Genomic DNA, 20,320 nt, shown 5'->3' on the forward strand with positions numbered 1-20,320 from the left:
GACCAAAAAACACTTGGCCGGATTGACCAAAAAGTGGCGGCGATTATAGGCATATTCCACCGCTGATGCCACGTACCAGAGGTCGTAGAGACCCAGGGGTCCTGTCTCACCGATACTGTTGCTTTTTGACGGCGTCCGTCGCGGCCACTCGTCAAAAGAGCAACAGTATCGGTGAGACAGGACACTAGTCGCGTGCCTGATAGACAGGGTCTTCGGCCAGAAGTTGCCGCAGTCGGGCCAGTGGGTCCTGCCGGTAAAACAGCTTCAGCTGCTCATAGACCTGTGGATAAGCCTCGTGCAGCAAATCCGGTGCGCTGAAGAAATATTCGCTGGTGACGGCGAAGAACTCCGCCGGGTTCTCGGCGGCGTAGGGGTCGATGGCGGTTTCGGCGTGCGGATGGCGGTCGAGGTGGCGGTTAAGGTCATCGTAGGCGTGTTGCATGACTTTCGCCCAGTCACTGACGCGCATGTCGGGGTGCAGCGGCGGCAGGCCGTTGGCGTCGCCGTTGAGCATGTCGAGCTTATGCGCGAGCTCGTGGATCACCAGGTTGTAGCCTTCCCAGCCACCGCTGGCCATTACGCCGGGCCAGGCGAGGATGATTGGGCCTTGCTGCCAGGCTTCACCGCTGTGTTCGCCATCCCATTCGTGCTCGACGCCACTGGCATCGCGATGGCGTTGAGGGCTGAGGAAGTCGTCGGGGTAGAGAACGATTTCGTGGAAGCCGTGATACCAGTTCAAATCGCCCAGGTTCAGCAGCGGCAACTGGGCTTGGGCGGCGAGCAGCAGGCATTGCTCCTGATGGAGTTCAACACCGGGCAAGGCGGTCAGGTGTTTGTCCTGGAGGAAAAGCACACTGGCTTCGCGCAACCATTGGTCTTCGGCCGCGCTGATACCGTCGAGAAAGCTCAGGTGATGGCGCACCCGTTGCCACATGTCGTCGGCAATCGGGTGTTTGGCCAGGATGCGTTGGCGACGCCAGGCGCTAAGGGACCACATCGCGAATCAGCGCGACTCGGCTTTGGGGTTCGAACCAGCCAAGCGGCTGCGGATGATGCCGATGATCATCGGTAACAGTGACAGCAGGATGATGCCGACGACCAGCAACGACAGGTTTTTCTTGATGAACGGTACGTTACCGAAGAAATAACCAAGGGTGACCAAGCCGCCGACCCAGAAGATCGTGCCGAGGACGCTGAAGGCAAAGAAGCGCGGGTAAGGCATTTTGCCGACGCCGGCGACGAACGGTGCAAAGGTGCGGATGATCGGCATGAAGCGCGCCAGGCTCACGGTTTTACCGCCATGCTTGTCATAGAAGTCGTGAGTTTGCTTCAGGTAGTCGCGGCGGAAGATTTTCGAGTCCGGATTGCTGAACAGCCGTTCGCCGGCCGTTCGTCCAACCAGGTAATTGGTGCTGTCGCCGAGGATCGCCGCCAGCATCAGCAAGCCACCCAGCAATACCGGGTCCATGCCGCCACCGGCCGCAACGGCGCCAGCAATAAACAGCAGGGAGTCGCCAGGCAGGAACGGCATCACCACCAGACCGGTTTCGCAGAAGATCACCAGAAACAGAATGGCGTAGATCCATGACCCGTAGTTGTTCACCAACAAGTCGAGGTAAACATCGAGATGCAGGATAAGGTCGAGCGGGTTGAAATCCATGGAAAGCACCTAGAGTGATGGCCCGACTCAGCAGACCTGTGCGGATGACTTCGTGAAAGCCTACAGATGGGTGTAGTTTTTCTTTCAAGCCGGAAAGGGCGGCATTATACGGGCTGAAAAGTGAAAAACGTGTCGAGTTTGTAGCGAGGAATGTCGAAGAGACCGGTGGTTGCAGGGACCTCTTTTGTGTAGGAGCGAGCTTGCTCGCGATGCACTTGAGAGCACCGCGGGGTGTCAGGCTTGGCGCGTTAGCGTTAACGACCATCGCGAGCGAGCTCGCTCCTACAAGGTATCCGGTGCGATCAGAGTTCGTCGCTGATTGGCAGTACGTAGTTCTTGAATTCGGTGTCTTCCTTGAATCCGATGGATTCGTAGGTTTTCTGCGCGACTTCGTTGTTGCTGCTGGTGGAAACGCGCATGCGCACGGCATTGGTTTCCTTGGCCATTTTCTTTGCGGTGCGGATCAGGTTGTCGGCCACCAACTGACGGCGTGCGTCTTCGGCGACGTAGATGTCGTTGAGAATCCACACGCGTTTAAGCGAAAGGGACGAGAAGCTCGGATACAACTGACAGAAACCCATCAGTTTGTTGGTGTCGTCATCGGCCAGGGCCAGGTAAATCACCGACTCCTTGCGCCGCAGGCGTTTCTCGAGGAACGCGCGGGACGAGTCCGGATACGGCAGGGAACCATAAAACTCGCGATATTTGACGAACAACGGGGTCAGCAGGTCCAGATGTTCGAGGGTCGCTTGAATAATCCGCATGGTAGGTCTCGTCTTGAAGTGGCTGTCTTCACGTGCTCTGACGGCAAACGTTTCTCACTGAGAGCCGTGCTTCGATCCTGCCTGAAGTGGGCCCGCAAAGGCAATGCAGAAACGGTTCACGTATTCGGCAGGCTCAGTAGGAAATTACCTTTCAGGTCCGCACCAACCTCTGACTCCAGCGTCTGAACCTGCGCTTCGTCCTTCAGGTTGACCCCCGACAACTGCCGTCGGCAGGCTTCACGCATCAAATACAGCAAACGATGTGCCGCCATGCCATAACTCAGGCCTTCGAGGCGTACATTCGAGATGCAGTTGCGATAAGCATCCGTCAACCCGATCTTGGGATTGTAGGTGAAATATAGCCCCAGGCTGTCGGGTGAGCTGAGGCCAGGGCGTTCGCCGATCAGGATCACCACCATCTTCGCGCCCAGTAATTCGCCAATTTCGTCGGCCACCGCGACGCGCCCCTGTTCCACCAGAATCACTGGAGACACAGACCAGCCTTCCGCTGAAACCTGCTCTTCCATCCGCGCCAGAAACGGCAGGGTATGGCGATGAACGGCCAGCGCCGACAAACCATCGGCGACAACGATCGCCAGATCCACCCCGCCAGGATGGGCCAACGCGTAATCGCGCAGGGTCTGCGCTGACGCTTCGCTCAACTTTCGCCCCAAATCGGGGCGCTGCAAATAGCTGTTTCGATCGATGGCCGCGCTATGCAGCAAGACACTCTCGCGCCCGCATTCGGTCAATTGCGAGCTCAGCCCCGCAGCGTCGAACGGCAAGTGCACCGCATCCCGCGCTTGAGCATGGGCGTACTGAAAATCCAGCTGCGCGCTGGTCGGCATGCTGGTACCGGTTCTACCGAGGGCGATCCGCGCCGGCGTCAGGCGACGCAGTTCCAGCAACGGGTTCTGTGGATCAACGGGCGGTTTATCCATTTCAACACTCATCCCAGTTGCGCCATCGCTTGGCGGAAAGCCGGCGGCAGGCTGTCGCCGAAGTGAATCTTGCCATCCGCTTGAGTGAAGATACCCATTTTCGCCAACCACTGTTCGAACTCCGGCGCAGGCTTGAGGCCCAGGGTTTGTCGGGCGTAGAGGGCGTCATGGAACGACGTCGTCTGGTAATTGAGCATGATGTCGTCGGAGCCGGGGATGCCCATGATGAAGTTGATCCCGGCCACGCCCAGCAGGGTCAGCAGGGTGTCCATGTCGTCCTGGTCGGCTTCGGCGTGGTTGGTGTAACAGATGTCGCAGCCCATCGGCACGCCCAAGAGCTTGCCGCAGAAGTGGTCTTCAAGGCCGGCGCGGATAATCTGTTTACCGTTGTAGAGGTATTCCGGACCGATGAATCCTACAACCGTGTTCACCAAAAACGGTTTGAAATGTCTCGCCACGGCGTAGGCGCGGGTTTCGCAGGTCTGTTGATCGATGCCGTGGTGAGCATTGGCTGACAGGGCACTGCCTTGGCCGGTCTCGAAATACATCAGGTTCTGGCCGAGCGTGCCGCGATTCAGGCTCAAACCCGCGTCGTAACCTTCCTGCAACAGGTTCAGGTTGATGCCGAAACTGGCGTTGGCCGCTTCGGTGCCGGCGATTGACTGGAACACCAGGTCCAACGGAACACCGCGATTCACGGCTTCAATGGACGTGGTGACGTGGGTCAAAACGCAGGCTTGAGTGGGAATTTCGTAGCGCTGGATGATCGAATCGAGCATTTCCAGCATGGCGCAGATCGAGGCGATGCTGTCGGTGGCCGGATTGATCCCGATCATCGCGTCGCCATTGCCATACAGCAGCCCGTCGAGAATGCTCGCGGCGATGCCGGCCGGTTCGTCGGTGGGGTGGTTGGGTTGCAGGCGGGTAGAGAGACGGCCGCGCAGGCCAAGGGTGCCGCGGAAATGGGTGATGACGCGGATTTTCTGCGCCACCAGCACCAGATCCTGCACGCGCATGATCTTCGACACGGCGGCGGCCATTTCCGGTATCAGGCCGGGGGCGAGGGCGCGCAGGCTCTGTTCGTCGGCGGCATCGCTGAGCAACCAGTCGCGGAATCCGCCGACGGTAAGGTGGCTGACGACCGCGAAGGCCTGTTTATCGTGAGTGTCGATGATCAGTCGGGTGACCTCATCGGCCTCGTAAGGAATCAGTACTTCCTGTAGGAAGTGGGTGAGCGGGATGTCAGCCAGGGCCATTTGCGCAGCCACTCGCTCGCCATCGTTGAGCGCAGCAACGCCCGCCAGGAAATCCCCGGAGCGCGCCGGGCTGGCCTTGGCCATGACGTCCTTGAGCGTGTCGAAGCGATAGGTCTGGGCGCCGACGGAATGGGCAAAGGTGGCCATGGGACGGTGTCCTCCTGATTAAATCAATACTTAACAACGCCGCTAATTCCTTGTAGGAGCGAGCTTGCTCGCGATGGTATGTCAGGCGACATCGATGTAACTGACCCACCATCGCGAGCAAGCTCGCTCCTACAGGGGAACTGCGTGCACTTCAAAATGGCAGGCGCCGGGCAACAAGCCCGGCACCGGTGCAATTAGATACCCGTAAGCATGGCATCAGCCGGCGCATCGAAGCGCTGCTTGGCGGTCAATTGGAAATACAAGTAACCGGCGGCCATGAAGCCCAGGAACACGCACCCGATCAGGGTGTTGAACCAGGCCATCGCCACCAGGCACACCACGGCCAGGAACAGTGCGATCCCCGGCACGATCGGGTAACCCGGCGCGCGGAAGGTGCGTTCCAGGTTCGGCTCGGTTTTACGCAGTTTGAACAGGCTCAGCATACTGATGATGTACATCACGATGGCGCCGAATACCGACATGGTGATCATCGCCGCCGTCAACGTCATGCCTTGCAGGTTGACCAGGCCATCGCTGTAGATCGCCGCGATGCCGATCACACCGCCGGCCAGGATGGCGCGGTGCGGGGTCTGGAAACGCGACAGTTTGGCCAGGCCGCGAGGCAAGTAGCCGGCTCGGGCCAGGGCAAAGAACTGGCGCGAGTAGCCGAGGATAATCCCGTGGAAGCTCGCCACCAGACCGAACAGACCGATCCAGACCAGCATGTGCATCCAGCTCGAGTTGTTGCCGACCACCGCTTTCATCGCCTGGGGCAGGGGATCGTTGATGTTTGCCAGTTGGCGCCAGTCGCCGACGCCGCCCGCCATCACCATCACGCCGATCGCGAGGAACACCAGGGTCAGGATGCCGCTGACGTACGCCTTGGGAATCGTGCGTTTCGGGTCCTTGGCTTCCTCGGCCGCCATCGCCGCGCCTTCAATGGCGAGGAAGAACCAGATCGCGAAGGGGATCGCCGCAAAGATCCCGGGAATCGAGGCGATGGTGAATTCGTTAGAGCCCGACCAGCCGTTGAGCACGAAGTTACTGAAGCTGAAGCCTGGCGCGACCACGCCCATGAACACCAGTAACTCGGCGACGGCCAGCACGGTGACCACCAACTCAAACGTCGCGGCGATGCTGACGCCGAGGATGTTCAGCGTCATGAACACGAAATAGGCGCCCACTGCCGCGATCTTCGGGTCCAGTTCCGGGTATTGCACGTTGAGATAGGCGCCAATGGCCATGGCGATGGCCGGTGGTGCAAAGACGAATTCGATCAGGGTCGCGATACCGGCGATCAGTCCGCCTTTCTCGCCAAAGGCTCGCCGGCTGTAGGCAAACGGCCCACCGGCGTGGGGAATGGCAGTCGTCAATTCGGTGAAGCTGAAGATGAAACAGGTGTACATCGTCGCCACCATCAAAGCGGTGACGAGGAATCCCAGCGTGCCTGCGGTGCCCCAGCCGTAACTCCAGCCGAAGTACTCGCCGGAAATCACCAGGCCGACGGCAATGCCCCATAAATGCAGGGTGCCGAGTGTGGGTTTGAGCTGTGTGGAAGAAGTCATAAGTCCTCGCTGTCGTTTTTTTTTGATCTTTTGGACTTTCGGGTACGGCGTTTACGTGTGGAGCGGGCACGCAAAGCCCGTGCCAGAGCGGCAGGGCGATGTTTTGATGTTGTCGATAAGGACGCCTTCGCGGGCAAGCCCGCTCCCACAGGGGGACGCGGTGCAAATGTGGGAGCGGGCTTGCTCGCGAAAGCTATATGCAGGGCGACACAGGAATACCTGCATCGCCCCCGATTTTTAGAAGAAGCCCAGCGGATTGATGTCGTAGCTCACCAGCAGGTTTTTGGTCTGCTGATAGTGGTCGAGCATCATTTTGTGGGTTTCACGACCGACGCCGGATTTTTTGTAGCCGCCGAACGCGGCGTGCGCCGGGTACAGGTGGTAGCAGTTGGTCCAGACACGACCGGCCTTGATGGCGCGGCCCATGCGATAGGCGCGGTTGATGTCGCGGGTCCAGAGGCCGGCGCCCAGGCCGAACTCGGTGTCGTTGGCGATGGCCAGGGCTTCGGCTTCGTCCTTGAAGGTGGTGATGCTCACCACCGGGCCAAAGATTTCTTCCTGGAACACACGCATTTTGTTGGTGCCCTTGAGCAGCGTCGGCTGGATGTAATACCCGGTCGCCAGGCTGCCCTCGAGTTTTTCGATTTTACCGCCGGTCAGCAGCTCGGCGCCTTCGCCCTTGGCGATTTCCAGGTACGAAAGGATTTTGTCGAATTGTTGCTCGGACGCCTGGGCGCCGACCATTGTGTCGGTGTCCAGTGGGTCGCCACGTTTGATCGACAGCACTTTCTTCATCACGACTTTCATGAAGTCGTCGTAGATCGACTCTTGCACCAATGCGCGGGATGGGCAGGTGCAGACTTCGCCCTGGTTGAAGAACGCCAGCACCAGGCCTTCAGCGGCTTTTTCGATGAAGGTTTCTTCGGCTTGCATGATGTCGGCGAAGAAGATGTTTGGCGACTTGCCACCCAGCTCCACGGTGGACGGAATGATGTTTTCGGCGGCGCATTTCATAATGTGCGAGCCGACCGGGGTCGAGCCGGTGAAGGCGATCTTGGCGATGCGTTTGCTGGTGGCCAGGGCCTCGCCGGCCTCTTTGCCATAGCCTTGCACCACGTTCAGTACGCCTGGCGGCAGCAGGTCGCCAATCAGCTCCATCAGCACGGTGATGCCCAGCGGGGTTTGTTCGGCAGGCTTGAGCACCACGCAGTTACCGGCAGCCAGTGCCGGGGCGAGTTTCCAGGCGGCCATCAGGATCGGGAAGTTCCACGGGATGATCTGCCCGACCACGCCCAGCGGTTCATGGATGTGATAGGCCACGGTGTTGCCGTCGATCTCGGCGGCGCTGCCTTCCTGGGCGCGGATGCAGCCGGCGAAGTAACGGAAATGGTCGGCGGCCAGCGGGATGTCGGCGTTGAGGGTTTCCCGCACGGCTTTGCCGTTGTCCCAGGATTCGGTGATCGCCAGCAGTTCCAGATTCTGCTCGATGCGGTCGGCGATTTTCAGCAGCACCAGCGAGCGCGCCTGGGCGGACGTGGCGCCCCAGGCATCGGCGGCCGCGTGGGCGGCGTCCAGGGCCTTGTCGATGTCTTCGGCCGTGGAGCGCGGGAATTCGGCAATCGGTTGGCCATTGACTGGCGAAGTATTGGTGAAGTACTGACCTTTAACAGGCGCGACGAACTCGCCGCCGATGTAATTACCGTATTTGCTCTTGAACGAAACGATAGCGCCTTCAGTACCGGGGTGAGCGTAACGCATGATATTTCTCCTTGGCTTTTGTACTTATAAAGATCGATGCGCAAACTGCCTGCGCGACGATCATGCTGCGTTAAAAACAGGTTCGGAATGCTCATGTAGGTTCCCTACACTCCGCTCCCTCGCCTGTTTTTGCCTTGCCTGATCGCCGCTCGGCGAGTTTTCGCACCGATCTTGCGGAGGCGCGCATGTGCGCTTGCTATAAGCGTAGAGCAAAGGTCGGGCCACTGCCTTGCAGGTCAGGCAAATCAAGGCCTTGCGCAGTTTTTGTCGGACAGGCGGACCCCGTTCGTGACGTTTTCGGTACAGCTCTCGTGACACTTTGTACCGTTTGTGGCACAGCCTGTGACTGGCCGGTCTTGCCAGCATTGCAATGCGCGTCAGGCTGGAGGATGCTCGGTGCTCTTCACACCTTTGATGGCTGCCGCATAACCCTGTAGGAGCTGCCGCAGGCTGCGATCTTTTGATCTTAAAAATCAAAATCAAAAGATCGCAGCCTTCGGCAGCTCCTACAGGGGCGGTGTAAACAGCTGGGGGAGAATAATAAGAAATGCACGACAACCATTTGAGTCGCCATGCCCAGCAAGTGTTGACCGTGACCCAGGGGAAATCCCACCTGCAGGGTCCCGGTAGCGATCCGTCCATCGCCCGTTCCTGGCTGCGTTGCCTTGAGGACTATCACCTCGACCCGACCCTGACCATGGCGCCGACGGTGCTTGAACATGGCCGCGTCCTGGAAAGCCGTGAACGCTTGCAGCAAGTGCTGCACATCGCCGGCAACGAAATGAGCAGCCTTCATCAGCAACTGTCCGGCGCCGGGCATGCGGTCCTGCTGACTGACGCCCGCGGGGTGATCCTCAATTGCGTCACCGCGCCTGCCGAACGCAAGATCTTCGAGCGCGCTGGTCTCTGGCTGGGCGCCGACTGGAGCGAGGCCTGCGAAGGCACCAACGGCATCGGCACCTGTTTGGTGGAGCGACAGTCGCTGACTATTCACCAGGACGAACACTTTCGCGGTCGCCATACCGGCCTGACCTGCTCGGCGAGCCCGGTATTCGACCCCCATGGCGAACTGTTGGCGGTGCTCGACGTGTCTTCGGCGCGTCACGAGGTCTCGCGGCAGAGTCAGTTCCACACCATGGCGCTGGTCAATCTGTCGGCGAAGATGATCGAGAGCTGCTATTTCCTGCGTTACTTCGACAATCAATGGTTGCTGCGTTTTCACTTGCAGGCCGAATCCGTGGGACTGTTCAGCGAAGGGCTGCTGGCGTTCGACGGGGAAGGGCGGATCAGTGCGGTCAACCAGAGCGCACTGAACCTGCTCGGGCATATTCGCGGGGGCTTGCTGGGCAAACCGGTGGAAATGTTTTTTGATTGTTCGCTGGACGAATTGCTCGGCCGTGCGAGTGTGAATGCCAACGCCAGTTGGCCGTTGCGAACCCGTGACGGTCGCAGCCTGTTTGCCGTGTTGCGGGGGCAGCCGCGCAGTATTCCGGTGCCGGTGGTTCAAAGTCCGGTGATTGCCGAGCGTGCGCGTCTGTCGGGCATCTGTATTGGCGATACCGCGTTGCAGGAAGACTTCCGCAAATCCCTGCGGGTCTTTGAGCGGGACGTACCGCTGTTGATCAATGGCGAAACCGGGTCCGGCAAAGAGGCCTTCGCCAAAGCCGTGCACCAGGCCAGCCAACGGGCCGAAAAAGCCTTCGTCGCGCTTAATTGCGCGGCCATTCCTGAAAGCCTGATCGAGAGCGAGCTGTTCGGCTATCGCGGCGGCAGCTTTACCGGTGCGCGCAAGGAAGGCATGCGTGGCAAGTTACAGCAGGCCGACGGCGGGACGTTGTTCCTCGATGAAATCGGCGACATGCCGCTGGCGCTGCAGACTCGGTTATTAAGGGTGCTGGAGGACCGTCAGGTGGTGCCGATTGGCGGTGAGCCGGAGTCGGTCAATGTGCGGATCATCAGCGCCACTCACCGCGATTTGCTGGAGCGGGTGGCGGACGGCAGCTTCCGCGAGGATTTGTATTACCGGCTCAATGGGTTGGAGGTTGCGTTGCCGGCATTGCGCGATCGTACGGACAAATCCCAGCTACTCGACTTCTTGCTGACCGAAGAGGCCGGCGGGGAATCGGTGCTGATCGACGCGCCGGCACGCCAGGCGTTGTTGGGTTATGCCTGGCCGGGGAATGTGCGGCAACTGCGCAATGTGCTGCGCACGTTGGCGGCGTTGTGTGAGGACGGACGGATTGGACTGGAGGATTTGCCCGCGATGATTCGTCAGGCTCGGCCATTGCACGCTGTGGCCGTAGAAGCGCAATCCGAGCATCCGCTGGATGATGCCGAGCGGCTGGCGTTGCTGAATGTGCTGGAGCAAACGCGTTGGCATATGACGCATACGGCCGAACAGTTGGGCGTCAGCCGCAATACGCTCTATAGAAAACTGCGTAAACACGGCATCGCCCGTTAGATGCACCAGATCCTGTAGGAGCGAGCTTGCTCGCGATGGGCTTGAGGACGCCACGGGGTGTCAGGCTTTCCGCGTAATCGTTAACGACCATCGCGAGCAAGCTCGCTCCTACAGGGGCGTGGTGGTTGATCTTCAAACACAAGGTGCGATTTCCCCCTTCCTACGCTAACCTGCGGCCATGTTTTACGAGGTCGACTATGCACATTCATATTCTTGGTATCTGCGGCACTTTCATGGGTTCGATGGCGGTTCTGGCCAAAGAGCTGGGCCATCACGTGACGGGCTCCGATGCCAACGTCTATCCGCCGATGAGCACCCAGCTTGAAGCGCAGGGCATTGAGTTGACCCAAGGCTACGATCCTTCACAACTCGACCCGGCACCGGATCTGGTGGTGATCGGCAATGCCATGTCCCGCGGCAACCCGGCGGTCGAATATGTGCTGAACAAAGGCCTGCCTTACGTCTCCGGCCCGCAATGGCTGGCGGATCACGTGCTGCAAGGTCGCTGGGTGCTGGCGGTCGCGGGTACTCACGGCAAAACAACCACCAGCAGCATGCTCGCCTGGGTGCTGGAACACGCGGGCATGAGCCCGGGTTTCCTGATCGGCGGTGTGCCGCAGAACTTCTCGGTGTCGGCTCGCCTGGGTGACACACCGTTCTTCGTTATCGAAGCCGACGAATACGACAGCGCCTTCTTCGACAAGCGTTCCAAGTTCGTTCACTACCGCCCGCGCACGGCGATCCTGAACAACCTGGAATACGATCACGCCGACATCTTCCCCGATCTGCCAGCCATCGAGCGGCAGTTCCACCATTTGGTGCGGACCATCCCGAGTGAAGGCCTGGTGATCCATCCGACAACCGAGCCGGCCTTGCAACGCGTCATCGAAATGGGCTGCTGGACCCCGGTGCAAACCACGGGTGCCGGTGGTCAGTGGCAGGTCAAGTTGCTGAGCGAAGACGGTTCGAAGTTCGAGGTGATGTTCGAAGGTGTGGCTCAAGGCGTGGTCGAGTGGGACATGACGGGTCAGCACAACGTCGCGAACGCCCTGGCCACGTTAGCGGCGGCACGCCACGTCGGTGTGGTGCCATCGATGGGCATCGCCGCACTGAGCGCTTTCAAAAGCGTGAAGCGGCGCATGGAGAAAGTCGCGGAAGTGGGTGGCATCACCATTTATGACGACTTTGCTCACCACCCGACCGCCATCGCCACGACGCTCGACGGTTTGCGCAAGCGTATCGGCGACGCGCCATTGATCGCGATCATCGAACCGCGCTCCAACTCGATGAAGCTCGGTGCCCACCGCGACGGCTTGCCGGAAAGCGTGGTCGATGCCGATCAGGTGATCTGGTATGCGCCGGCCAACCTCGGCTGGGACCTGGCCAGCACCGCCGCGCTGTGCACCGTGCCGTCGATCGTCAGTGACTCACTGGAAGGCATCATCGAACGCGTGAAGAGTCAGGCTCAGCCCGGCACTCACGTGGTGATCATGAGCAACGGCGGCTTCGGCGGCCTGCACGGCAAACTCGCCGAGGCGCTGCGATGAACAACGGCCCGGAACGCATCACGCTGGCGATGACCGGCGCTTCAGGCGCCCAGTACGGTTTGCGCCTGCTCGACTGCCTGGTACGTGAAGACCGCGAAGTGCACTTTCTGATTTCCAAGGCCGCGCAACTGGTGATGGCCACCGAGACGGACGTGACGCTGCCGCCCAAGCCGCAGACGATGCAAGCCTTCCTCACCGAATACACCGGCGCTGCCGCCGGGCAGATTCGGGTGTACGGCAAGGAAGACTGGATGTCGCCGGTGGCCTCTGGGTCCGGCTCGCCGGCGGCGATGGTGGTGGTGCCGTGTTCCACCGGGACCTTGTCGGCCATTGCGACCGGTGCCTGCAACAACCTGATCGAGCGTGCCGCTGACGTCACCCTGAAGGAGCGCCGCCAGTTGATCCTGGTGCCGCGTGAGGCGCCGTATTCGAGCATTCATCTGGAGAATATGCTCAAGTTGTCGAACATGGGCGTGACGATCTTGCCGGCCTCGCCGGGCTTCTATCATCAGCCGCAAACCATCGATGACCTGATTGATTTCGTCGTGGCGCGCATTCTCAACGTGCTGAACATTCCCCAAGACATGCTGCCACGCTGGGGTGAGCATCATCTGACCAGCGATGAATAAGCTGCTGACGATGGTGCTGGTGTTGCAACTGGCGGGGTGCGCCACGGCGCGCACGCTCGATGCGGCCAAACCCGGGGCGCCGGTGGTGTATTCAGGCACTCGGCTGGATTTGTACGCGATGAACGGCGGCTGCTGCGCCAAGGACCGTTTCGGTGCAGAAGCGCCGAGCTATCCTGGCGTCGACCTGCCGGCCAGCGCGTTGCTCGACACGTTGCTGTTGCCGTTGTCGGTGCTCACCGTGATCGGGGTCAGTTTTCAGGCGACCGGCGGGTTGTAAAAAAGCAAAAGATCGCAGCCTTCGGCAGCTCCTACAGGATGAACATATATCCCATGTAGGAGCTGCCGCAGGCTGCGATCTTTTGATCTTACTTGCCTAACTTGCGCAGCTCATCCGACTCAATCACCCGCACCCCATCCTGCTCTTCCAGCGCCAGCCGCCACATGGCGCGGGCCAGTTGGCAGGCTTCGATGCCGCGGAATTTACCGGGAATCAAACGGGACAGTGGCCCAGCGAATTGCTCCGCCAGGCGGGGTTCTGCGCGGTCACCCAACAGCAGGGAAGGTCGGCAAATGGTCAGTTGCGGCCAGTCCTGCGCGCGCAATGCCTGTTCCATTTCGCCTTTGACCCGGTTGTAGAAAATCGTCGATTTCGGATCAGCCCCCAGGGCGCTGATCACGATCAGGTGCCGTGCGCCCATTTCGCGGGCGCGCTTGGCGAACGCCACCACCATGTCCAGGTCCACGGCGCGAAACGCCTGTTCCGAGCCGGCTTGCTTGATGGTGGTGCCGAGGCAGCAATAGGCGATGTCGACGCGACCGTTCAGTTGCTGCAAAAACACCGCCGGGTCACCGACCGGGTTTTCAAGGTGGGGATGCTCCGCCAGTGGCCGGCGTGAGGGCGCCAATACCCGTGTGATCGTTGGCTCATTGAGCAGGCGATCAAGCAGATGTTCACCGGTCAATCCGGTAGCTCCGGCAAGCAATACGTGCTGAGGCGTCAAGTACATAGTGTTTCCCCCTTGATACTGTCAGCTTAGTTGTTCTTTGCATCCTTGCTGTCAATGGAGACACTTTGCAGTGCTTTTCGTGCTTGCTGTTTGCGTAGCAGCTGCCAGTGAGACAGGACAGTTTTCGGCGCCCAGATCTGTGGCTCCGAGGCTTCGAAGCTGTCCGCCAGCTCGCGCTCGGCGACGGTGGCCTTGGCCAGTTTGAAGGCTTGTTCCAGATCGTCGGTCTGGTTCAAAGCCTGGGCGAACAGGGCGTCGCCGAAGTAGGTGAAGTTGGCTTCTTCCGAACAGCCGAAGGACACTCGGTCGGCGCGCGAGGCGGTCATGATCAGGGTGCGCTCGTCCTTGAGGGCCGGGATGAAGCCGCCGGAATAGCAGGACGAAATCACCACGATCTTGTCGCGGTTTTTCAGGGGGGCGAGGACGGCGGCGAGTTCATCGGCCGGCAGGTCGGACAGTTCCATGCGGGGTTGGTCGAGCACCAGTTCGTGTTCGCTGGTGCCGTGACTGGTCAGGTAGATGAAGATCAAATCTTCCGGGCCACTGCGTTCAGCCAGGGTCTGGACGGCGCGGCGCAGGTTTTCCCGGGTGGCCATGGGCCGGTCGACAAGGTGGTCGCGATGGTTCACCAGGCGGATCTGGCCAAACGCGCCGAAGCGGCTGGCGAGCATGTTGCTGACGTAATCGGATTCACGCAAAAACACGCTCTGCTTGCCGTCACCGCCGAGGGTCAAGGTGTACAGCTCCACCGCTGGGGTCGAGGCCGGCACGTTGAACAGTGCATCGTCGAGCAAGCGGCCCTGGGCCAGCAAGCCGAGTTCGAGTGAGTCGGGCAGCAACTTGCCATCGGCATCACGTACGCGCTGGCCATTGATCCACGTACCGCTTTGCACGGTGCCGTCAGTCAGAACCAGGGTGCCACGACCGGAATAGCTGTCACTGTCGAATTGGCCGATGTAGAAACTGCCGTCCGGCAGGTTCAAGCGGCCCTGGCCGGAAAAGCGCCAGTCACTGAACTGGCCTACGTAATGGCTGCCATCGGCGCCAATCAGTTCGCCCTTGCCGTTCAGCGACCCTTCCTTGAACTGGCCCAGCCAGACATCGCCATCGGCGTTCTCGTAGCGGCCCTTGCCGTGCAATTGATTGTTCTTGAAGTCGCCGACATAAATGTCGCCATCGGCGCTGTTGAACGTGCCATTGCCCTCCAGCTGACCGTTGACGAACGTCCCGGTGAACTGATTGCCACTGGCGTCGCCGCGCTGACCTTCGCCATTGGGTTTGCCGTGGGTGAACTGGCCCTGATAGGTGCTGCCGTCGTCGAGTTCGAGACGACCCAGCCCTGAATATTGATCGGCTTTGAATTCGCCGCGGTAGGTCATGCCGTTTTCTTTGAGGGTGCCTTCACCGTCGCGTCGACCGAGTTTGAAACCGCCGGTGTAGCTGCTTCCGGCCGTCGTCAACACGCCTTGCCCGTCGAACAGGCCCTGATTGAACTGGCCGCGATAGACCTCGCCGTTGCTGCCGTGCCATTCGCCCTGGCCATGCCATTGGCCCTTGTCGAAGGCGCCGGCGTACCAACTGCCGTTCGGGTAATCGATACGGCCCTGGCCTTGCAGCAATCCGTCGACCAGGCCACCGCGATAGCGTCCGCCATCCGGCAGGCGGGCATCGGGGGACAACAGCGATTCGCCGTCGCCGCACGCGGTGAGTAATAGGGTCAGAGCGAGGAGTGCAAGTGGGCGCATAGCGGGATCCGGGCAATTAGGCGACCGAGTATGCCGCAGCTATGTGTCCTTAATATAGAGAGGAACATAGAGAGACGGCGCGAAACAGCATGAGCTGCTTCGCATCCGGGAGGTTTTACACGAAGCAGAGGGACAGAGGTTCGGCGATGTACGCCGGTTTTTCCGATCCTTCGATCTCAAGCGTGGCGGTGGCTTTGAGCAGCCATTGACCGGGTTTTTTCTCGTTGACATCGGTCAGGTCGACCTTGAGCCGCACTTTCGAGTTGACCTTGACGGGCTGAATGAATCGCACGCTGTCGAGGCCGTAGTTGACCACCATCTTCAGGCCTTCAGGCAGGACGAGGATGTCTTCCATCAGTTTGGGGATTAGTGACAGCGACAGGAAACCGTGGGCAATGGTGCTGCCAAATGGCGTTTGCGCGGCTTTGACCGGGTCGACGTGGATGAACTGATAGTCACCAGTGGCTTCGGCGAACAGGTTGATGCGCTCCTGATCGATGGTAAGCCATTCGGAACATCCAAGTTCCTTGCCGACATAATCTTTGAGCTCTGCAACGGGGACATAGGGCATTGAGACTCTCCTTGGGTTCATCATTTTTTTAGTTTAGGTGGGGGGATTTGACCTCCCGGATTACCACTTTAGATCAACATGGCAAACGGCTCAGGTCAACTGACCATGCTGATGGCGAATGCCGGTCTATAGCGTTGGCATGCTTATAATGCAGGCGCGAATTTGCGGGAGAGGACGGATGTTGTTACGTGGCCTGACCTGGCTGGTGCTGTTTCAATTGCTGGGCACCGCCATCAATCATTTGTTTTTGCCGGTACTGCCGGGGCCGATCATCGGCCTGCTGTTGTTACTGGTGTACCTGATCAGCCGTGGTCAGGTCGGCGAACCGCTGAACCTGGCAGCCAGTAGCCTGCTGCGTTACCTGCCGTTGTTGCTAGTGCCGCCGGCCGTGGGCGTGATGGTGTATGCCAAAGACATTGCCGCGGATTTCTGGGCGATTGTGGGCGCGCTGGTGTTGTCGTTGGTGCTGTCCCTGTCGTTTGTTGGCGTGCTGATGCAGCGCCTGATCAAACGACACGCTCATCCTGAGGACAGCCAATGATCTTCGACTGGCACGGCGCCTGGGCGTCAGTGATTCATCATCCGTTGTTCGGTATCGGCATTACCCTGGGCGCTTATCAGCTTGTGCTGGCGGCGTTCGAGAAAACCCGCTGGGTGTTTCTCCAGCCAGTGCTGGTGTCCATGCTGCTGGTGATCGGTGTGTTGGTGGGTTGTGGCCTGACCTATGCCGAGTACCGCAAAAGCACCGAGATTCTCAGCATCTTGCTCGGTCCAGCCACGGTGGCGCTGGCGGTGCCGCTATACCTTAACCTGCGACGGATTCGGCAGTTGTTCTGGCCGATATTTACTACGCTGGTGATAGGCGGTGTGGTTGCCACCGGCATGGGTGTGTTGCTGGGGTGGTCGTTCGGTGCCGAGCATATGATCCTGATGACCATGGCGCCGAAGTCAGTGACGTCGCCGATCGCCATGTTGGTGGCCGAGCAAATTGGTGGCGTTGCGGCGCTGGCGGCGGTATTTGTGTTGATCACTGGCGTGATCGGGGCGATCTTCGGTCCGAGTCTGTTGAATCGGCTCGGTGTCCACAGTCCCGAGGCGCGCGGCATGGCCCTGGGCATGACTGCCCACGCGGTCGGGACGTCGGTAGCCTTGCAGGAAAGTGAAGAGTGTGGCGCCTTTGCGGCGCTGGCGATGAGTCTGATGGGCGTGGCCACGGCGGTGTTCCTGCCGTTGGCGGTGTCGATGGTGGTGTAAGGAAATGTCTATGAGCTTGCCGCTTTTCCCGCTGAACACAGTGCTGTTTCCTGGCTGCATCCTCGATTTGCAGATCTTCGAGGCGCGCTACCTGGACATGATCAGTCGCTGCATGAAACAGGGCGGCGGCTTCGGCGTGGTGTGCATCCTCGACGGCGAAGAAGTCGGCATCGCCCCGGCGGGTTATGCGCTGGTCGGGTGCGAAGCACTGATCACCGATTTCAAGCAGCAGGAGAATGGCTTGCTGGGGATTCGTGTCCAGGGCGGTCGGCGTTTCCACGTATTGAGTGCCGAGGTTCAGCGCGACCATTTAACCCTCGCCGAGGTCGAGTGGCTGGAGGACGAACCCGAGCAACCTTTGCAGGACGAGGACGCCGATCTGGTGGCCTTGCTCAAGGCCTTGGCCGAACACCCGATGGTCGAGGCGCTGAACATGGGCACCGAAGCGACCGGACAACAATCGCTGGCCAACCAACTGGCGTACCTGTTGCCATTTGCCGAAGTGGACAAGATCGACTTGCTGCAACTCGATGATCCGCAGCAGCGACTGGATGCGATACAGGCGTTGCTGGACGAGTTGCAGGGTGAGTTGTTTGCCTGACGAACGCTAAAGATCGCAGCCACCTGTAGGAGCGAGCTTGCTCCGGGCGGCGTTCCGACGAAGGACGTTAACGATAACGCGTTCGTCCTGAATGAACGCGTTGCTCTCAAGTCATTCGTCGGAACGCCGCCCGGAGCAAGCTCGCTCCTACAGGTGGCTGCGATCTTTTGATCTTCAGTAGGCGTATCTCAACATCGCATGCGGCAAATGTCGCAGAGCAAAAAAGCCAAACAACGCCACCAGCGCCGGCAATACCAACCACCAGACCTTGGGTGGCATGGCATTAAGCGGCGTCTGACGCTGACTCAGCCAGAGGCTCGCAGCACAGACACATGCCGCCAACATCGCGCCGGCCAGCACATCCGTCGGCCAATGCGCGCCCAGGTAAACCCGCGACAGGGCAATCGACAGTGCCGGCAAGCAACCCAGCAGCAGCCAGGTCAGGCGCATCCGTGGCGGTTGTCCGCGGCCGGCGAGTACGGCGAGCGTCAGAAACAGTGCGAAGGAACCGGAAGCGTGGCCGCTGGGCATGCTGTAGCTGGCCAGCGGATCACTTAGCACTTCCGGGCGCAGGCGGGCAAAAAAATGCTTGGTCGCGGTATTGGCCAGCGCCGTGCAGAGCAGGGTGCTGCCGGCGAAAATCGCCTGCCGCCATTGCCGCATGAGCAACAGCAAGCCGGTCAGCAGGGCGCTGAACATCAGCATGTTGCGAAACTCACCGATCAGCGTGAGAACAACGGCCACTTCATCGAGCATCGGGCTGCGGTGTTCCTGTACCAAGGTCATCACGCCCTGGTCCAGGGCGGTTAAATGGGGATAGCCGATAAACAATCCCGCCAGAATCAGAAAGCTCATGCCGGTAATCAGCATTGTCGCTTTGCGATGACGGCGCAGGCTGCTGGTGACGCTCAAACCCACCATGACGGCAATGCTGCCCACGACAATCCCGGCTTGCGGCCAGAAACCCTCCGGCAACGGCAAGCGAATCGCCGCGCCCGTGGCCCAGCCCGGTAGCAGGTAGGCAACGCTCCAGCCCGCAGCGGCCAGCAGGCTGACGGCGGCGAACCGCGCAAAGGGCATGTCGAACATCCCGGCGACCATCGGCAACATCGGGCGCAACGGACCGATGAAACGCCCGACCAGCAAACTGGCGATACCGTAGCGCTGGAAATACGCTTCGGCGCCGGCGATCCATTCCGGGTGATGACGTAGGCCGGGCAGGCGTCGGATGTTCTGATGGAAATGCCGGCCGATGAAGTAGGACACGACATCGCCCAGTATGCCGGCGACGAACCCGAGCAACAGCGTCTCGCTCAATGACAGCGCACCACTGCCGGCCAGTACTGCCACGGCGAACAGCAGCACCGTGCCGGGCACGATCAACCCGGCAATTGCCAGGCACTCCACGAAGGCCACGATGAACACTGCCGCTGCCAGCCATTGCGGGTTGACCGTCAACCAACCGGTCACGCTATCGAGCCATGGGCCCATAAATACAACTCCATTGAATGTTCAAGGACGAACGCGATCTCAAAACATCGAAGATCCCCCCTGTAGGAGCGAGCTTGCTCGCGATGGTGGGTCAGCTACATGGATTTGGCTGACCCACCATCGCGAGCAAGCTCGCTCCTACAGGGGCTGTGTTCACAGCAAAAAATAATCGCGACCTTCGACCTGCCCCCGTCGCAGCGGGTTCCGCGTGCAATAGGGCCCGTAAGCCGCATCGACAAAGCGGTACATCAAATGCTCATCGCGCCCATGGGGAATGCCCAGTCGCGTGGTCTGGATGATGTGGGCGGGCGACGAACCGACATCTTCCACCAGCAGGACTTCGTGATCAAAACGCTTGGCGTCCCAAACCGGCACCTTCAACCCCAGCGCTTTGCAGAGCAACGTCTGACCCGCACAGAGTTTTTGTGACGGACGAGGGCGGCCTTGGGCATCAGGATTGTTCAACAGCATCTGCGCCAGGCTGGCCGGCCCGCTCAATTCATCGACCCACGGATAAGCGGATTTGATCAAAACCGCATTGCCCGCGCCTTGAGCGCTGAAGTTCAGTGAGTCGCCACCCCGGGCGTAATACATATAAATGTGCCCGCCATCCAGAAACAAAGCCTTACGCTTTTCTGTGTAGCCGAGGGAGGCGTGGCTGCCTTTTTCTTCACAGTAATACGCTTCGGTCTCGATGATTCGCGCGCTGAGCCATAGGTCTGCGACCCGGTGGCGGATGACTTTGCCGAGTAAATCACGCGCCAGTGTTTGAGCATCTCGGTCAAAAAACGCGTCCGCAAGTCCCTTGGGCAGGCAAGTAGCGGACGCAGGAACAGTCAGGTTAGTCATGATGAACGAGGTTTATCAGGGCTGATTGAGCGGTGATGATAACAATTTGCGGCTTAATCACGGCTGAACGTCGG

At 59.9% G+C, this 20,320-nt stretch carries 19 protein-coding genes; 7 read left to right on the top strand and 12 right to left on the bottom strand.

Features of this window, described 5'->3' with window-relative positions:
- Nucleotides 1-184: 184 nt before the first annotated feature.
- The 7 genes from JFU37_RS15775 to exaC form a co-directional block, all read right to left on the bottom strand.
- Nucleotides 185-997, bottom strand: a complete 813-nt coding sequence (locus JFU37_RS15775) for a M90 family metallopeptidase (RefSeq protein ID WP_201116097.1) — start codon at nucleotides 995-997, stop codon at nucleotides 185-187.
- A gap of 6 nt (nucleotides 998-1,003) precedes the next feature.
- Complete coding sequence (locus JFU37_RS15780) at nucleotides 1,004-1,660, bottom strand: DedA family protein (protein ID WP_201116098.1); 657 nt, start codon at nucleotides 1,658-1,660, stop codon at nucleotides 1,004-1,006.
- Nucleotides 1,661-1,962: 302 nt separating this feature from the next.
- Complete coding sequence (locus JFU37_RS15785; RefSeq protein ID WP_201116099.1) at nucleotides 1,963-2,424, bottom strand: GNAT family N-acetyltransferase; 462 nt, start codon at nucleotides 2,422-2,424, stop codon at nucleotides 1,963-1,965.
- Nucleotides 2,425-2,540: 116 nt separating this feature from the next.
- The gene (eutC, locus tag JFU37_RS15790) at nucleotides 2,541-3,365 is read right to left on the bottom strand and encodes an ethanolamine ammonia-lyase subunit EutC (protein WP_201116100.1); all 825 of its coding nucleotides are present in this window, start codon (nucleotides 3,363-3,365) and stop codon (nucleotides 2,541-2,543) included.
- An 8-nt stretch (nucleotides 3,366-3,373) separates the two neighbouring features.
- Complete coding sequence (locus tag JFU37_RS15795) at nucleotides 3,374-4,768, bottom strand: ethanolamine ammonia-lyase subunit EutB (RefSeq protein WP_201116101.1); 1,395 nt, start codon at nucleotides 4,766-4,768, stop codon at nucleotides 3,374-3,376.
- 194 nt (nucleotides 4,769-4,962) lie between these two features.
- Complete coding sequence (gene eat, locus JFU37_RS15800; RefSeq protein ID WP_201116102.1) at nucleotides 4,963-6,333, bottom strand: ethanolamine permease; 1,371 nt, start codon at nucleotides 6,331-6,333, stop codon at nucleotides 4,963-4,965.
- Between the two features lie 237 nt (nucleotides 6,334-6,570).
- A complete protein-coding gene (exaC, locus tag JFU37_RS15805; RefSeq protein WP_201116103.1) occupies nucleotides 6,571-8,091 on the bottom strand; it encodes an acetaldehyde dehydrogenase ExaC in 1,521 nt (506 codons plus the stop codon).
- Between the two features lie 547 nt (nucleotides 8,092-8,638).
- Between exaC and JFU37_RS15810 the strand changes: the two genes are divergently transcribed.
- The 4 genes from JFU37_RS15810 (at nucleotide 8,639) to JFU37_RS15825 (ending at nucleotide 13,005) form a co-directional block, all read left to right on the top strand.
- The gene (locus tag JFU37_RS15810; RefSeq protein ID WP_201116104.1) at nucleotides 8,639-10,552 is read left to right on the top strand and encodes a sigma-54-dependent Fis family transcriptional regulator; all 1,914 of its coding nucleotides are present in this window, start codon (nucleotides 8,639-8,641) and stop codon (nucleotides 10,550-10,552) included.
- 197 nt (nucleotides 10,553-10,749) lie between these two features.
- Complete coding sequence (mpl, locus tag JFU37_RS15815) at nucleotides 10,750-12,099, top strand: UDP-N-acetylmuramate:L-alanyl-gamma-D-glutamyl-meso-diaminopimelate ligase (RefSeq protein ID WP_201116105.1); 1,350 nt, start codon at nucleotides 10,750-10,752, stop codon at nucleotides 12,097-12,099.
- Nucleotides 12,096-12,728, top strand: coding sequence for a flavin prenyltransferase UbiX (gene ubiX, locus JFU37_RS15820; protein WP_201116106.1), 633 nt, complete (start codon nucleotides 12,096-12,098; stop codon nucleotides 12,726-12,728). The genes mpl and ubiX overlap by 4 nt, the downstream gene beginning before the upstream one ends.
- Nucleotides 12,721-13,005 (top strand): YceK/YidQ family lipoprotein, encoded by a 285-nt coding sequence (locus tag JFU37_RS15825; RefSeq protein ID WP_201116107.1) that lies wholly within the window; start codon nucleotides 12,721-12,723, stop codon nucleotides 13,003-13,005. Before ubiX ends, JFU37_RS15825 begins: the two co-directional genes overlap by 8 nt.
- An 88-nt stretch (nucleotides 13,006-13,093) precedes the next feature.
- Here the strand turns inward: JFU37_RS15825 and JFU37_RS15830 are convergent, their stop codons facing one another.
- The 3 genes from JFU37_RS15830 to JFU37_RS15840 form a co-directional block, all read right to left on the bottom strand.
- Nucleotides 13,094-13,735, bottom strand: a complete 642-nt coding sequence (locus tag JFU37_RS15830; RefSeq protein WP_201116108.1) for an oxidoreductase — start codon at nucleotides 13,733-13,735, stop codon at nucleotides 13,094-13,096.
- Nucleotides 13,736-13,761: 26 nt separating this feature from the next.
- Nucleotides 13,762-15,480 (bottom strand): C13 family peptidase, encoded by a 1,719-nt coding sequence (locus JFU37_RS15835; RefSeq protein ID WP_201116109.1) that lies wholly within the window; start codon nucleotides 15,478-15,480, stop codon nucleotides 13,762-13,764.
- Nucleotides 15,481-15,595: 115 nt separating this feature from the next.
- Nucleotides 15,596-16,051 carry a MaoC family dehydratase gene (locus tag JFU37_RS15840; protein WP_201116110.1) on the bottom strand — a complete coding sequence of 152 codons (456 nt, stop codon included), beginning with the start codon at nucleotides 16,049-16,051 and terminating at the stop codon, nucleotides 15,596-15,598.
- 178 nt (nucleotides 16,052-16,229) lie between these two features.
- Here JFU37_RS15840 and JFU37_RS15845 point away from each other — a divergent pair, with 178 nt between their 5' ends.
- From JFU37_RS15845 to JFU37_RS15855, 3 genes are read left to right on the top strand one after another with little or no spacing between them, the layout of a single operon-like run.
- Complete coding sequence (locus JFU37_RS15845; RefSeq protein WP_201116111.1) at nucleotides 16,230-16,592, top strand: CidA/LrgA family protein; 363 nt, start codon at nucleotides 16,230-16,232, stop codon at nucleotides 16,590-16,592.
- On the top strand, nucleotides 16,589-17,305 hold the full coding sequence (locus JFU37_RS15850; protein WP_201116112.1) for an LrgB family protein: 717 nt from the start codon (nucleotides 16,589-16,591) through the stop codon (nucleotides 17,303-17,305). Before JFU37_RS15845 ends, JFU37_RS15850 begins: the two co-directional genes overlap by 4 nt.
- A 10-nt stretch (nucleotides 17,306-17,315) precedes the next feature.
- Complete coding sequence (locus JFU37_RS15855; RefSeq protein WP_201116113.1) at nucleotides 17,316-17,906, top strand: LON peptidase substrate-binding domain-containing protein; 591 nt, start codon at nucleotides 17,316-17,318, stop codon at nucleotides 17,904-17,906.
- A 174-nt stretch (nucleotides 17,907-18,080) separates the two neighbouring features.
- Here JFU37_RS15855 and JFU37_RS15860 read toward each other — a convergent pair whose 3' ends face one another.
- Entirely contained in the window at nucleotides 18,081-19,397 is a 1,317-nt protein-coding gene (locus JFU37_RS15860) for a bifunctional DedA family/phosphatase PAP2 family protein (protein ID WP_201116114.1), read from the bottom strand.
- A 153-nt stretch (nucleotides 19,398-19,550) separates the two neighbouring features.
- Nucleotides 19,551-20,246 (bottom strand): DNA-3-methyladenine glycosylase, encoded by a 696-nt coding sequence (locus tag JFU37_RS15865; RefSeq protein ID WP_201116115.1) that lies wholly within the window; start codon nucleotides 20,244-20,246, stop codon nucleotides 19,551-19,553.
- Nucleotides 20,247-20,320: the final 74 nt, after the last annotated feature.

The sequence above is a fragment of the Pseudomonas sp. TH41 genome (assembly GCF_016650695.1).
GTDB lineage: Bacteria > Pseudomonadota > Gammaproteobacteria > Pseudomonadales > Pseudomonadaceae > Aquipseudomonas.